Source organism: Pseudomonas sp. MDV22-iso1, assembly GCF_058145095.1.
In genome coordinates, this window is the sequence record NZ_JBYVMF010000007.1 from 1 (window position 1) to 14,977 (window position 14,977).

The 14,977-nt window shown below is 58.2% G+C and carries 12 protein-coding genes; 7 read left to right on the plus strand and 5 right to left on the minus strand.

Features of this window, described 5'->3' with window-relative positions; all coding sequences use genetic code 11:
- Positions 1-105: 105 nt before the first annotated feature.
- Both speB and AC3ZVB_RS10370 read right to left on the minus strand, forming a co-directional pair.
- Positions 106-1,065: an agmatinase gene (speB, locus tag AC3ZVB_RS10365; RefSeq protein WP_490146449.1), complete on the minus strand. Its 960-nt coding sequence runs from the start codon at positions 1,063-1,065 to the stop codon at positions 106-108.
- Positions 1,066-1,078: 13 nt separating this feature from the next.
- A complete protein-coding gene (locus AC3ZVB_RS10370) occupies positions 1,079-2,170 on the minus strand; it encodes a polyamine ABC transporter substrate-binding protein (protein WP_490146450.1) in 1,092 nt (363 codons plus the stop codon).
- A gap of 101 nt (positions 2,171-2,271) precedes the next feature.
- On the opposite strand from AC3ZVB_RS10370, the gene AC3ZVB_RS10375 reads away from it, so the two are divergent.
- The 4 genes from AC3ZVB_RS10375 (at position 2,272) to AC3ZVB_RS10390 (ending at position 5,951) form a co-directional block, all read left to right on the plus strand.
- Positions 2,272-3,162 carry a LysR family transcriptional regulator gene (locus tag AC3ZVB_RS10375; RefSeq protein WP_490146451.1) on the plus strand — a complete coding sequence of 297 codons (891 nt, stop codon included), beginning with the start codon at positions 2,272-2,274 and terminating at the stop codon, positions 3,160-3,162.
- 255 nt (positions 3,163-3,417) lie between these two features.
- Positions 3,418-4,848, plus strand: a complete 1,431-nt coding sequence (locus tag AC3ZVB_RS10380; protein ID WP_490146575.1) for a nucleobase:cation symporter-2 family protein — start codon at positions 3,418-3,420, stop codon at positions 4,846-4,848.
- Positions 4,849-4,906: 58 nt separating this feature from the next.
- Positions 4,907-5,380, plus strand: coding sequence for an LEA/WHy family protein (locus tag AC3ZVB_RS10385; RefSeq protein ID WP_490146452.1), 474 nt, complete (start codon positions 4,907-4,909; stop codon positions 5,378-5,380).
- A gap of 25 nt (positions 5,381-5,405) precedes the next feature.
- The gene (locus AC3ZVB_RS10390) at positions 5,406-5,951 is read left to right on the plus strand and encodes a GNAT family N-acetyltransferase (RefSeq protein ID WP_490146453.1); all 546 of its coding nucleotides are present in this window, start codon (positions 5,406-5,408) and stop codon (positions 5,949-5,951) included.
- A gap of 55 nt (positions 5,952-6,006) precedes the next feature.
- Here the strand turns inward: AC3ZVB_RS10390 and AC3ZVB_RS10395 are convergent, their stop codons facing one another.
- Positions 6,007-6,930: a carbon-nitrogen hydrolase family protein gene (locus tag AC3ZVB_RS10395; RefSeq protein WP_490146454.1), complete on the minus strand. Its 924-nt coding sequence runs from the start codon at positions 6,928-6,930 to the stop codon at positions 6,007-6,009.
- Between the two features lie 85 nt (positions 6,931-7,015).
- Here AC3ZVB_RS10395 and AC3ZVB_RS10400 point away from each other — a divergent pair, with 85 nt between their 5' ends.
- Entirely contained in the window at positions 7,016-7,933 is a 918-nt protein-coding gene (locus AC3ZVB_RS10400) for a LysR family transcriptional regulator (protein ID WP_490146455.1), read from the plus strand.
- A gap of 137 nt (positions 7,934-8,070) precedes the next feature.
- Here the strand turns inward: AC3ZVB_RS10400 and AC3ZVB_RS10405 are convergent, their stop codons facing one another.
- Complete coding sequence (locus tag AC3ZVB_RS10405; RefSeq protein ID WP_162438149.1) at positions 8,071-8,322, minus strand: hypothetical protein; 252 nt, start codon at positions 8,320-8,322, stop codon at positions 8,071-8,073.
- A 164-nt stretch (positions 8,323-8,486) separates the two neighbouring features.
- Here AC3ZVB_RS10405 and AC3ZVB_RS10410 point away from each other — a divergent pair, with 164 nt between their 5' ends.
- The gene (locus AC3ZVB_RS10410; RefSeq protein WP_162438148.1) at positions 8,487-8,804 is read left to right on the plus strand and encodes an ElaB/YgaM/YqjD family protein; all 318 of its coding nucleotides are present in this window, start codon (positions 8,487-8,489) and stop codon (positions 8,802-8,804) included.
- Between the two features lie 104 nt (positions 8,805-8,908).
- Here AC3ZVB_RS10410 and AC3ZVB_RS10415 read toward each other — a convergent pair whose 3' ends face one another.
- Positions 8,909-9,949 carry an Ldh family oxidoreductase gene (locus AC3ZVB_RS10415; protein ID WP_490146456.1) on the minus strand — a complete coding sequence of 347 codons (1,041 nt, stop codon included), beginning with the start codon at positions 9,947-9,949 and terminating at the stop codon, positions 8,909-8,911.
- A 197-nt stretch (positions 9,950-10,146) separates the two neighbouring features.
- Between AC3ZVB_RS10415 and AC3ZVB_RS10420 the strand changes: the two genes are divergently transcribed.
- A complete protein-coding gene (locus tag AC3ZVB_RS10420; protein ID WP_490146457.1) occupies positions 10,147-14,970 on the plus strand; it encodes a dermonecrotic toxin domain-containing protein in 4,824 nt (1,607 codons plus the stop codon).
- Positions 14,971-14,977: the final 7 nt, after the last annotated feature.

The following is a 14,977-nucleotide window of genomic DNA, read 5'->3' on the forward strand; positions in this document are numbered from 1 at the left end:
TTGGCTTTTAAAAGCAAGATCAAAAGATCGCAGCCTCGTTTCACTCGGCAGCTCCTACACAGTTCCTACACACCGTGGTCGGCAAGGATTCGGAGTGTCAGCAGGTTACCGATCAACCTTATGCCTGGCCGCATACAAACACAGCATCTCCATCGCCAATGTTGCCGCGGCCAGCGATGTGATCTCCGCACTGTCATAAGCCGGGGCCACCTCCACCACGTCCATCCCCACCAGGTTGATGCCGCGCAAACCACCCAGAATTTCCAGCGCCTGCACCGTGCTCAAGCCACCGCACACCGGCGTTCCCGTGCCCGGCGCAAAGGCCGGATCGAGGCAATCGATGTCGAATGTCAGGTACACCGGATGATCGCCCACCCGGGCGCGGATCGCCTCGACGATGGCTTCACAGCCGCGGCGATGCACTTGTCGGGCATCCAGCACTTCAAAGCCCATGTGATCGTCGTTCGTGGTGCGCAAACCAATCTGCACCGAGCGCGACGGATCGACCAGGCCTTCCTTGGCGGCGTGCCAGAACATGGTGCCGTGGTCGACGCGCTTGCCCTCCTCGTCTGGCCAGGTGTCGCTGTGGGCGTCGAAGTGAATTAACGACAGCGGCCCATGTTTGCGGGCATGGGCCTTGAGCAGCGGATAGGTGATGAAGTGATCGCCCCCAAACGTCAGCATCGCGCTGCCGGACTCGAGAATATGGTTGGCATGCGCCTCGATGCTTCCCGGTACCGAGTGCGGTGAACCGTAATCGAAGTCGCAATCGCCGAAGTCGACCACCGCCAAATGATCGAACGGATCGAAGGTCCACGGCCAGTGACGCTCCCAGGCAATCCCGGCAGAGGCAGCACGAATGCCGCGCGGTCCGAAACGCGCACCGGGACGATTACTGGTGGCGGTGTCGAAAGGCACACCGCTCACGGCCACGTCGACACCGCGCAAATCGCGGCTGTAGCGACGACGCATGAAACTGGTGATGCCGGCGTAGGTACTTTCTGCAGCAGTGCCATAAAGACTGTCGCGAGTCATGGCCTGATCGTTTTGCACGGGGGCGTCCATTTAAAGCTCCTTATTATTGGCGGCTACGGAAAGTGGTCCACAAGCGGGTGCGCTGACGCATGTCTTTGAGGCTCATGGTCCGGTCGGCGTACAGCCGGTCACGGACATCCGCTGGTGGGTAGATATCAGGGTCGTTGCGCACCGCTTCATCCACCAATGGCGTCGCTGCCTGGTTGGCGGTGGCGAAAAACAGCGTGTTGGTCAGCGCCGCGACGGACTCCGGGCGCAGCATGAATTCGATAAACAGGCGGGCTGCTTCCGGGTGCGGAGCGTCCTTGGGGATCGCCAGATTGTCCTGCCACACGAGGGTGCCTTCCTTGGGAATCCGGTAAGCGATTTCGTAGGGTTTGTTGGCTTTTCGCGCCTGGTCGGCCGCCATGCTGGCGTCACCGTTGTACGACAGCGCCAGGCAGACGCTGCCGTTGGCCAGATCATTGATCTGCCGTCCGCTGGCCACGTACAGCACCGAAGGCTGCAGTGTGTGCAACAAGGCCTGCGCCGCGTCGAGATCGGACTTGTCAGTGCTGTAGGGATCTTTACCCAGGTAGTGCAACGCCAGGCCAATCACTTCCTGGGGCGAGTCGATGATGGCAATGCCACAGTCTTTCAATTTGCTGGCGTACTCCGGTTTGAACAGCAGGTCCAGGCTGTTGAGTGGCACGTTCGGCAAGCGCTGCTGCACCGCTTCGACATTCATCCCAAGTCCCAGCGTGCCCCAGGTGTAGGGAACGCCGTACTGATTGCCAGGGTCGACCGCCGCCAGTTTCTCCAACAGGTCCGGATCAAGATTGGCGTAGCCCGTTAGCCCCTCATGAGGAATCACTTTCAACGCTCCTGCCGTGAGTCCGCGCGCCAGAACACTGGACGACGGCACCACCACGTCATAGCCGCTGCCGCCGGTGAGCAGTTTGGTTTCGAGCACTTCCGGCGCGTCGAACGTGTCGTAGCGCACGTGTATGCCGGTTTCTTTTTCGAACCGCTGCAGCGTTTCCGGCGCCACGTAATCCGCCCAGCTGTAAAGATTGACCACTTGTTCCTGCGCCTGCACCGAGGCAGCCATGGTAAGAAAAAGTACCGGTAGACAGCGCTTGAACGTGGGAGCCATGACGAACACCTGACCAGAGGAAGTGACCGCAGGATGCAACGTCGGATACATTGGCGAAATATCAGGTTTGTTAACCTGACATTATCGAGGGGTAATGTTTAATGCTCGGTCAACTGCATGATCTCGACCTGCACCTGCTGCGGCTGTTTGTTCGTGTGGTCGAATGTGGCGGTTTCAGCGCTGCTCAGGGTGATCTGGGCTTGAGCCAGTCGAGCATCAGCCAGCAAATGGCCAAGCTCGAAACCCGCCTCGGCTATCGGTTGTGCAGTCGCGGTAAAGGGGGTTTCAAGATAACGCCCAAGGGCGAACAACTGCTCAGTGCGACACGCGGGCTCTTTCAATCCATCGAGGCGTTCCGCCATCAATCCAATGGCGTGGCCGGGCGCCTGATCGGTGAAGTCCGCCTGGGAATATCAGAAGCGGTTGACCCATCCGTACTGCAAAAGGTGGCAGAGGCCATCCGGCGCTTTCGTGAGCGTGACGAATCGGTGCGCATCGAACTGATGACCGCGATGCCGGGCGAAATGGAGCGACTGCTGCTGCAACAGCGGCTGGACCTTGCTATCGGCTATTTCTCAATGGCACAAACCGCGTTTGATTACCGCGAACTGTTCAGCGAAACCCAGCACCTGTACTGCGCACCTGGCCATCCGCTGTTTACCGGTGACGCTGAGGAAGCGGTGTTGAAGGCCAGTGATCACGTGGACCACCCCTACCGCTTCCTGCGCAATGATGAACCGTCCCAGGGCCAGCACTGTTCGGCGCGGTCGGAGCAGGTGGAAGGCACCCTCGCCTTCATCCTCTCCGGCAAACACGTGGGTTACCTGCCGAGTCACTATGCCCGCAGCTGGGAGGACAAGGGACTGCTGCGAACGGTGCGTGAGGGTGAAATGAGTTTCGACGTGGCGTTTCAACTGGCCCGCCACCGCGCCCAGGTACCGGGGGATGCGCAACAGGCGTTTGAGGAGGATTTGGTGGCGGCGTTTGGTTGAGTGCAGTGTTTTGGGGACAAGGGCTTTACCTGAGACAAATGATTTATCCGGGATGAGGGGTAAACCCGTGGCGAGGGGAGCTTGTCGAAATGCCTGCGCAGGGAGCGCGCTCGGAAGTGGAATGCTGAAACGCCTGGTTACTGTTTCTGCTGCTTTCTGGCATCCTGCGCCTCCATTTTCTGACCCGGCCCGCCTGTTGGCACGCATACAACCACGACCGCCTCTGAAAAAGCCCCACCTGCACGAAACAACGACCTGATTTACGGCCTCAACGACCGCCCGCATCTCACCGCGACCATTTTCGCCGCGCTGCAGCACGTCCTGGCGAGTTTCGTCGGCATCATCACCCCGACTTTGATCATGGGCAGCGCCTTGGGCCTGCAAAGTGAAGTGCCCTACCTGATCAGCATGGCGCTGTTCGTGTCGGGCCTGGGGACGTTCGTCCAGGCACGGCGCTTCGGACCGGTGGGCTCAGGGCTTCTGTGCCTGCAAGGCACCAGTTTCTCGTTCATCAGCGTGATTCTCAGTGCCGGTTTCATGGTCAAGGCCCGTGGTGGTGGCACCGACGAAATCCTCTCGACGATCTTTGGCGCGTGCTTTTTCGCCGCCTTCATCGAAGTCGTACTGAGCCAGTTCATCGGCAAGCTGCGCATGCTCATCACCCCGGTTGTGACCGGCACCATCATCACGCTCATGGGCCTGTCGTTGATCAAGGTGGCGATGACGGATATCGCCGGCGGCTTCGGTGCACCGGACCTCGGCGGAGCTCATCACCTGGCACTCGCGGCATTGGTGCTGGGCACGATTGTGGTGTTGAACCGGGTCGATGTGCCGTTCCTGCGCCTGGGCGCGATTGTCATCGGCCTGACCCTCGGCTATGTCGTGGCCTGGGCAATGGGTGACGTGAGTTTCGCCAGCATGCCCGATGTGCCGTTGATGAGCGTACCGGTGCCGTTCAAGTACGGTTTCAACTTCGATTGGGTGGCGTTCGTGCCCGTGGCGGTGATCTTCCTGGTGTCGCCGCTGGAAGCTGCTGGCGACCTGACGGCCAACTCGATGATCTCCCGGCAACCGGTCAAAGGCCCGATCTACATCCGCCGTATCAAGTCCGGCCTCCTCGCCGACGGTCTCAACTCCGCCATGGCGGCCGTGTTCAACAGCATGCCGATGGTCACGTTCGCCCAGAACAATGGGGTGATTCAGCTCACCGGCGTCGCCAGCCGTTATGTGGCATTTTTCATTGCCGGCCTGCTGGTAATTCTGGGCCTGTTCCCGATGATCGGCGCGGTGCTGCAACTGATGCCGAAACCAGTACTGGGCGGCGCGGAACTGGTGATGTTCGGCACCGTCGCGGTGGCCGGAATCAAGATCCTTGCCGAAGCCGGGCTGCATCGGCGCAACATGCTGATCGTGGCGATTTCCCTCGGCATGGGCCTGGGGGTTGCGGCCGTTCCAGAGGTGCTGCGCGAACTGCCGATGGCGCTGCACAACATCTTTGAATCGCCGATTACCGTGGGCGCGTTGTGCGCTATCGTGCTGAATATCTTCCTGCCTGAGGAATTCCTTGAACTGGAAGAAGATGATTTCGATCCCGAAGCATCGATCCTGCAGGTCATGGAAAACCCGGAGGTCCCCGCCAAAGGTGAACCGGTCCCGCCTGCAGCGGTCGCACAGTTGAACCGCTAAAAAGGCTCGAGGGCTGAGCCGGCGGCGGTTCAGCCCTTTTCTTCATGAGAGCCTGTTTATGCGCAGTGTCCACGCCGTCATCCTTTCCTTGCTGTTGCTCTCCCTGAGCGCCTGCGCCCTGTTCCCCAATCGCGATCCGCTGAACATCAATGTCGTCGGCCTGGAGCCCCTGCAAAGCCAGGACATGGAAGTGCGCTTCGCGGTGAAAATACGCGTGCAGAACCCCAACGAGACTCCTGTCGACTACAACGGCGTCGCGCTGGATCTAGAGGTCAATGGCCAGCCACTGGCGTCGGGCGTCAGCGATCAGTCGGGTTCTATCGCTCGGTTTTCGGAAACTGTGCTGACGGTGCCGGTGAGCGTGTCAGCCTTCTCGGTGCTGCGTCAGACCCTGGGCTTGAGTCAAACCCAGTCGCTGAACAATCTGCCCTATGTGTTGCGCGGCAAACTCGCCGGCGGGTTGTTTGGCACGATGCGATTCGTGGACACTGGCAATCTCAGCCTGCCGGGGACGACATCCGGCACCTGGTAGGCCCGACAAAGGAGCCCCATCCATCATGGAACCGACACCCACGCTCTACACCGAACGCCTGATCCTGCGACCGCTGGAAATGGCTGATGCGCCGGACATCCAGCAACACTTCGCGCACTGGGAGGTTGTTCGTTACCTCAACGCGTTTGTGCCTTGGCCCTATCCGGCAGACGGCGCCCAGACTTATCTGCGTGACATCGCATTGCCGGCGATTGCCGCAGGAACAGAGTGGCACTGGTCGATTCGCTTGAAAACCGCCCCGGAGCATCTGATCGGGAACATCAGTTTGATGGACGAGCAGGACAACAACCGCGGTTTCTGGCTCGGGCCCCAATGGCAGGGGCAAGGCTTGATGACTGAAGCCAGCGCCGCTGTGACGGCGTATTGGTTTGAAACCCTGGGTCGCCCGGTGATGCGCGTTCCGAAAGCGGCACCGAACATTGGCTCGCGCAAGCTATCGGAACGGGGTGGAATGCGGTTGATCGACACGGGGACAGGCCGGTTTGTCGGAGGGGAATTTCCCAAGGATATCTGGGAAATCACTCGGGAAGAATGGCTCGAGCGACGTTGAAATTCACTGGCTGGCCGACGCGTTGTTTATGAACCGGTGGAAACCAATGTGGGCGCTATGCGGTAAATCGAACGCCAGGTTTCGCCCGCTCATCCACCGTCAACTCGAACACATCCGGGCGCGCGTAGTGGCCGACCACATCGAAATCGTATCGGGCACGAATCAGGTCATCGGTATCGATCGTCGCGGTGAGCAACCCCGCATCACCCCGCAACGGGCCTGCGAGAATGTCACCCATGGGGCCAACGATGATGCTTCCACCCGAGATCAATGGCCGATCCGCCGGCCAGTTGGCGATGTCCAGTCCCAAGGCTTTTGGCGAATCCTGAACCTGGCAGGCGCTGACAACGAAGCAGCGCCCCTCGTGGGCAATATGACGCATGCTGACCTGCCACATCTCCCGTTCGTCCACCGTCGGTGCACACCAGACTTCCACGCCTTTGGCATACATCGCGGTGCGTAACAGCGGCATCATGTTTTCCCAGCACACCACCGCGCCGATCCGCCCGACCTGGCTGTCGATCACCGGCAAGGTCGAGCCATCGCCCTTGCCCCAGATCAATCGCTCGGTGCCGGTGGGCATCAGTTTGCGGTGCCTGGCGACCAACCCGCCTATGGGATCGAAATACAGTGCGGTGCAATACAACGTGCTGGCGACTCTCTCAATCACGCCGATCACCAGATTCGCGCCCGTGCGCGCCGACAAGCCCGCCAGCGCCTCCGTTTCGGCGCCGGGCACGTCGATGGCATTGGTGAAGTAGCGGGCAAATGCCTCACGCCCTTCCGGCAGGCGATAGCCCAGTTGCGTGCCGAAACCCTCGCCTTTCGGGTAACCGCCCAGCAAGGCTTCGGGCATGACCACCAGCGCCGCGCCGGCTTCGATGATGGCGTTTTCCCAGGCAAGAATCTGCTCCAGGGTGTCGGCTTTGCCACCGGGCAAAGCGCCGATTTGCAATGCAGCAACGATTGACTTGGGCATGTCGGTCTCTCCAAAAGCGCTGGGGTGTTGCTCATTCTCCGGCGGGACAGGATCATGAATAAAGCCCGACTCACTGCTGAATGATATGAACACCATGAATATCACTACTGTCGATCTCAACCTGCTCAAAGTCTTCGAAGCGTTACATGAAGAATCCAGTGCCAGCCGCGCGGCACTGCGCCTGGGCGTGACGCAATCGGCCGTCAGCGCCGCGCTGCGCCGGCTGCGCGACGTGTATGGCGACCCCTTGTTCGTCCGCACCGGTCGCGGCCTCGCGCCGACGCTCCGGGCCAATCAGCTGAAGCCCGTCATTAGCGATGCGTTGAACAAATGCCGGCAAAGCCTGGCCATGGTCGACCCTGCGGCCCATGAGTACGAAGGTCGTTCCGTTGCCATCGGCTTGTCCGATGATTTTGAAATCGCCTACGGTCGACGCCTGATCTCGGACATTGCCCGGTGTGCACCGAAGCTGCGGCTGATTTTCCGTCAGACTCATAGCCAGATCGTCGCGCAGGCCTTGATGGACCGCAGCATCGATCTGGCCATTACTGCCGGCGGATTTGCCGAGCGACTGCTCAGTCGTCAGGTGTTGGGTGAAGGGGATTATGCGTGCCTGGTCGACCCCGCCAGTCTTGCCGAGGGACAGCACAACCTCAGCCTTGAGGCGTTCGTCGCCCGTGAGCACATTCTGGTGTCGTCGGGCGGCTTTATCGGGATCACGGATGAGGGATTGGCAGCGCTGGGGCTGACTCGCCGGGTGTGCGCATCCACGACGCACTTTGCGGCACTCCCCTTTTTGCTTAAAGGCAGTCAGGCGGTGGCGACCATTCCGACCCACGCCGCGCAGAGCATCGCAGCGCTCAGTGGCCTGACGCTACTGCCCTGCCCTCTGGCCTTGCCGCGTTACCCGATCGAGCTGGGCTGGCGCACCAGCACGCAACTCGATCCGGTCGTGTTGAAAGTGCGCGAGGCGATTGTCGCGAGCTTTGCCAGCGATCAATGACAATCTTGCGAGTGCAAACGTACCCCGTAGGAGCTGCCGCAGGCTGCGATCTTTTGATCTTGATGAAATCGCCGAGAAGCAAGATCAAAAGATCGCAGCCTGCGGCAGCTCCTACAGGGACGGTGTCGGGCGCAGGGTTACTTGGCAGCCATCAGCCGGTTCACTTCACTGCGCACCATGTTCGCGAATTCCGGAGGCGACATGGCGTCGAGTTCGGAACGGACCCACTCGGACCACTTGCCTTTGCGCTTGGCGCGCTCCCCGAACAACCGTGCCGCCTCACCCTTGGCTTTGCCCAGATTGCTTTGCCAAAGGTCGAACAGACGGGATTTTTCATCTTCAAGCGCGGCGCGCTCGGCAAGGGGTTTGTCGGCCAGATTAAAGCTCATGGGATTTACCTGCTGCGTAAAATAGGCGACATCTTACACTGTAGTCAGAAATCTCCTGCGCTGGATTTTCCGAAGGATCACGGGTTAGCGCAAAATCCCTGCAACTTTTTCCATCGCAGCAGACTCCATTGTTCACTGCCCATTAATCAGTAAGGAGTACCTCAATGGCTCGGAAAACCGCCGCACAAAACGCCGCAGACCAAATCAAGGATCAAGCCTTCAGCGAGTTGCAGGCGCTGATCGAGGAGTCCGACAAACTGCTTAAAAGCAGCGCATCACTGGTCGGTGAAGAAGCCGAGACCCTTCGTGGTCAAATTGCCCAGAAGCTTCAGCAGGCGATGGATTCGGTGACAAACGTTCGTGACCGGACAAAGCCCGCCGTTGATGCCACCGAAACCTATATCGGCGGTCACCCATGGCAAACCGTGGCGATCTCCGCCGGTTTCGGTTTGGTGGTGGGCTTGTTGCTGGGCCGTCGTTAATAGCATTCAGCTTGTAGCAACACTCCCCCTGTAGCAGCTGGCGCAGCCTGCGTCCGGCTGCTACAGGAGACCGGCGTGAGATCCGGACTCCCGCGCCATACGCTTCAACCCCCCGCCAGTTCCCGCAACTCCTTCAACGTCTGTACATCCAGTTCAATGCCGTTGGCCGCCGATTTCGCCCGCTGATGGTGACGACGATCTCCCGGCAACCGCTTGAGCCCCACACTGTGCATCTGCCGCACCAGTTCCTGGCTGCGTTCGGCAAAACCCTGCCCAGCAGCCTTGCTCGGGTCGATCACAATCAGCAATTGCCCGGTCCAGGGCGTCTTGGCCCCTGGATGGTTCGACCAATCGAATTCGAACGAAAAATTCCCGCCGGTCAGCGCCGCTGCCAACAACTCCACCATCATCGACAACGCCGAACCTTTGTGCCCGCCGAACGGCAGCAACGCCCCGCCCTCCAGTATGGCTTTCGGGTCCTGGGTCGGCTGACCGAGGCTGTCGACTCCCATGCCCGCAGGCAAGCGTTCACCCTTACGCGCGGCGATCTGCACGTCGCCATGGGCGATGGCGCTGGTTGCCAGGTCGAAAACAATCGGATCACCGTCGGCCCGAGGTGCGGCAAAGGCTATCGGGTTAGTACCAAACAAGGGGCGATCCGCACCGTACGGCACCACACAGGTCATGCTGTTGACCACGCTCAGCGCCACCAGCCCTTCATAGGCGAAAGGCTCCACGTCTGGCCACAACGCGGCGAAATGATGAGAGTTACGAATGGCCAGCACCGCGATACCCGCGCTGCGGGCCTTCTCTACCAACAAGGCTCGCGCAGCCGCAAGCGCCGGTTGGGCGAAACCGTTGTCGGCATCGACCCGGACAAAACCTGACGCCACATCTTCCACCACAGGCACCGCCTGCCCATTGACCCAACCGCTTCGCAGCGTCGATACGTAGCCTGGAATACGGAACACGCCATGGCTGTGGGCGCCGTCCCGTTCGGCACCGGCACAGTTTTGCGCCAGGGTCCGGGCGACGTCCATGGAGGTGCCATGACGGACGAAAATCTGTTCAAGCAACACAACAAGAGAATCGAAATCGAGCGTTTGTTTGCACGAACTAACGGCCAATTCTGGCGATGCGGTCATCTGAAGCTCCGGTTTTATTGTTAGAAAAGCGCGACACGACGATTAAGCGCTTTCATACGGCCTTGCTGTCAAGTTTTGGGCATGCAAATCGGTGCCAGCAATATCTACCGCACTCAACATCGCCCCCTGCCCTACGTTTTTCCCTCGACCCAATGACCTGCGATGACTCAGCACTCGCAGCACTTCGAGGAGACACAATGACGACATTAGCACTGCCGTATTTTTTCAAGGAGGCAGAACTTGCCTCCACTGCCAAGCAAACGGGCGCTCAAGAAAAAGCCCTGAACTTCTCCCTTGACGATCTCAAATGGCTTTCCACGGTTTACCTCGCGACCCATACCACGCGTAAAAACCATACCTCGCCGATGCTCGTTCATCGCTTGCTTCTGATGCAAAACGGTGAAAAGGGCACGCCGTTGGCCGGGGCCTTCGCCATGAGTCGGCCAGACGACGGTGAAGTCGTGCTCTATACCCCGTGGCAAGGCTTGATCAAGTTCAAGAAGATGGACGAAGTCAAGGGCAAACTGCTGGAGTGGCTGGGGCAGGAAACCGGCAGGCAGGAGCTGATGCGTTTTCTCTCCATTGAACAACGCAGCGAACTACCCGCCACGATTACGCCTGGTATTACCACGCAAGAAATAGAGGGTTCGGTGTTTCAGGATCAAGAGACTGTCTTCGAACGCAACCAGGCGCAGAACCTGACGACCTTGATGGGCGAACTGCTCAAAATGCCCACCTTGCAGTCGATGCTGGATGAAGCTCTCAAGGCCAGCCACATTTTGCTCAAGTCATTTCCAACCCTGGATCAACGCCTGACCCGTCTACAAACCTACGTTCGTAACCGCTCTGCAGTGGCTGAAAAAGACAAGTTACGGGAAACATCGTCACTGTCCCTCAGCCAGGCACTCTTGCATTACCACCTCAAGGGTTGGCCAGCAGGCGACGTTCGAGTGTTCTCCAACCCCGAACACAGCTTCAGTACCTCTGGCGATAACCAGGCATGGCAGATCGCGGTAGAAGAGATCGCCAACAGCTTGACGTCGCAACTCGACAACCTGCTTGAAACGTACTGGAACACCACAACGAGCCATGGGCTATCGCGCTTGGCCCTATTTGCCGAGTGTTTGCGCGACACCTTTTACACGCGTCTTCTACTCAAGCGACAACAAGGTGATTTATCGACACAGGAGTATCAGGCACTCACGGGCGCCAGCCATATGAGTGCCGAGTCCACCTTTCTCGCAAAAACTGTACGCGTTACAACACCGGCCAATAGCTACACAGACCTGGCGTCGACCCTGATACTGGGTAGCAGCAGTTCTCGCGGATTCATCTACACGCAGCACAAGGGCATCGAACCCACAAAGGACGTGTCCACTGTGACGAACACCCTGTTGGAACGCTTGAAAAGCGAGACGCATGAAGACGCGCTGCTCAATTTAATGTCGTTCGCCGAACGCGGTCGTTTTATCGCAATGGCGCCGGGTGATCGAGACATTGTCGGGCAACCGATCACCGGTTCGGTGTTTGAACAGTTGATGAGCGACATCCTCGGCAAACAACGGGATAACGTGTCCCACGCATTGGGTCTCTACCGTGACAGCGAAGGCACTCTGGACCCGTATGTCTTACTCGATCAGGCGCTGGATGTCCGAGGGTTAATCGATAACGGACTGCTGGCAGTGGACGCTGAAGATCACGCCAGTCAACACATGAATTCACGCTGGTACGCCCAACCAGCGACCGTGGGTGGCGAGTCCGCCAAAGCGCAATTGAAAAAAATCGCCCTTGCCAGGAAAACGCTTGATCAACACCTCGACGCACACCCGGTTATCGCGTCAACCATCCGCACGGTTGCCGAAGCAGAGGCCGCCGTGGCGACGTCAATTGCAACACTCAAATCGAGCTTCACCCAAACGCTGTCGACCGCATTACGCAGTGAACTGGACCTGCGCACCGTCACGCGCACTCTGGGTGCCGCTGAGCAGGCGATCATTAAAGCGGTGCTTGATAAACCGGTGCGCTCGCAGCGCGCCAAACTGAACGGCTTTGTGCCCGACGTATTTTCCCTGGCGTTGAACGTCGGCGACGCCACGGTCCCGTTGAAACTGGCCAGTTGTTTTGCATTGACGGAAAAGGGAGGCCTTGATCCGGCAAAGTCGGGCAAAACCGTACTCTGGACGCCGGCGTCCGGATTTGAAGCATTCACTGGTTTGACACCGTTACTGAAAGCGCTCGAAAAACGCCTCGCGGACAAGGTTCTTCGCAACACGCTCCTGGAAAACCTGGGGGCGAGTGAACGACTGCCTGGCAAGACCTGCACCTTGGCGCCGCTGCAATTGATCGATACGCACTTTCTTGAGCACGTACAACAATCATTTGTACATCTGGACACCACGCGCGTCGCTGACGCACTGGCTTCACCGCTTCCCTCTGCAGCACTCGCCGAGCTTATGGCGCGAGTGGCACTGCGCGCACCGCAGACGGGATTGCAGCGCGTAACGCAAATGGCCGAGGGCTTGAACACACGGCAGAAGCTGCCGGCGTGGCTGGCCAAAGCAAGCATTGCGGATCAAAAGCTGCATTGCGAACTGCTTCAGCAATACCTCAACAATGTCACTGACGACCAAGACTACCTATCCGGTATCAGCTCGCTGCAACACACCGCACGGCAACACCTGCAAAAACAACTCAAGGCGGACGCTTACGACTTCGATCCGGACGATATAGAGATCCGAATCAACGACGCCAAGACGGCCCAGGTCATGAGGCAAACCCTGACCGAGTTCGCATTGATCCACTTCACCGACCTGGACAAAACCCGATTCAAACTGGTGTCGCTGACCTCAACTGCAGTCCCCGCGGATATGAACGAGCAGTACATAAAAAATCTGATAAAAAACCTGAAACTTGGCGAGCATCAGCAAAAAACAGTGAAGGACGCGTTTGCGCAAACCCAGGCAGATTCGGCGGATCGCCGCAAGCGGTTTTACACGCAAGTGCCTTGGCAGTTGATGCACTACGCACATGAACAAAAACTGCAGGGAAAACTCAGTCAAACCGGATTCGAGCTGATCCAGCAGATCGCCGACCTGCCAGATGCTATCGCCCGTGCAGCAGTCGTGGGCGCCCATGCAATCATCCGCCCACTTGAACTTGTCGGTGTTGAAAACACCCCGGCGATGACCGTGCCGGGTGTCTATCTGATCGGATCTTCAAGTGATAAAGCGGCAACTCAAATACTCATCGCGCCTCACAGCAGCGGGCACGGCATAAAGGAGTATCAAAACGAGGCACAGCTGCTGACCGAACTGAAATCGGGCGGTGGGCTGATCGATTGGGTATTGATGAACCTGCCACAGACTGATCGAGCGCTGCTCGAAAAAGAAATAGGCAGCACCGGCAAGCGCCTTGCCGACGTCACCCTGGCTTTCAACCCGATCAAGGGTCATTTGTTTAAACGGCTATTTAACGACACGGCTGATGTGTTGACCCGTTTGCTCGGTTTCCAGGCAGATGACAAAAAGCAAAGTGCGTGGGCAACCATCAAGCACGTGCTGGGCGAAGGCCTGCATGCCGCCTTCAACTTCTTTGCGGGAAAACTGGCCTACCCGCTCACCGTGTGGCGTAGCTATCAGCGCATCAAGCAATCCGCCGAGGATCTGCAGTTGCATAGATGGGGACCGGCATTAAAAGAGTTCATCAATGGCATGGCTCAGCTCGCCACGTTACGCGACTCACAGGATGTTCAATCGACACCGTCTTCGGCGCCCGTCGTGGCGGCATCAACACCTTCAACGACGCCGTTCAAGTGGCAAGACATCAATATCACCGCGCCCGAACGCACGCACCTGAGCATCCATGAAAGCATCGACATCGACTTGGGTTCGCTGACACACGACGTCAAGCTTGGGCTTTATGAGCATCCTTCAACTAAAAAACACTACTGCCCTGCGCAAGGAAAAGTGTATCCCGTCACAAAACATGGCACGCGCTGGAGAATCGGCGGCGATAAAAAACGGGGACCTTATGTAAACCGGAACGTGTCCGGTCAATGGACAGTGGACAGGAAAACAACGCATCCTCGCTTCAGTATCTTCGATCGGTTAAGGACCACGTTTACTGTATGGGACGGGATGAATGTCGACGCTACCGGAATGTCCGAGATCCGGATGCTGTTTCCTGAAAAAGCACGTCAGATAACCGAAGCGCTGGACCTGGCCACGACCTACGCCTGGAACAGTTTTCGTAATCTGCAAATGCTGAAAGATTCTGGCGATACCGTCACCCCGGTGCATCAGCTCATCAAGGATTTCATGGGTGTCACCACCGTTCTGCCCGAGCACGTCGAGCTGCTTGAACAAGCGGTAAGTAATGTATTTGCAACCCTGTTGGAACCCTCACTCACGAAGGAAACTTCCAGCCGATTTGTGGTTGGCAGGGCCGTTTCGGGCGAAACAAATACTTTTGCATTTACTGTCCCGTCTGACATCAAGCGAAAAATTTACCTGGTGAACAGATTCTTCAAGCCAGCGTACGACGTTTACCAGCCCTACCTGAGTAATCCCGATTTCCCGATCAACACCCATGCCCGGGCAGCGACGCTTGTACATGAGGTCGCGCACATTGCGCTGGACGCGGAGGACATAACTTACCTCGATTCCGGCAGACCTTTTGTCGACCTTATTGACACATCCAGCCCAACGGCCCGCGGGCTGAAAGAAGAATTAAGCAAACTTCAAGAAACCGCGCTCTCGGTCAAGACGCCGTACACTGACCTGTTCACGCTTTACGATCCCGCTACCGGAGACCGCGATGACCTGGGTAACACGTTTGAAGAAGACACGGGTGATGTAAAAAAGCTGGTACTGACCTTGACCAAGACAGTAAACCTGAGCGGCGCCCGTACGCAATTCAAGAAAAATGCACTGATCAGGCTGAAGGTACTGCTTGCCAACGCAGACAGCGTTGCCTGGCTAATCACCCGATTGGGGCGCCAATTGCACGTCAGCACCCCTTGAATCATTA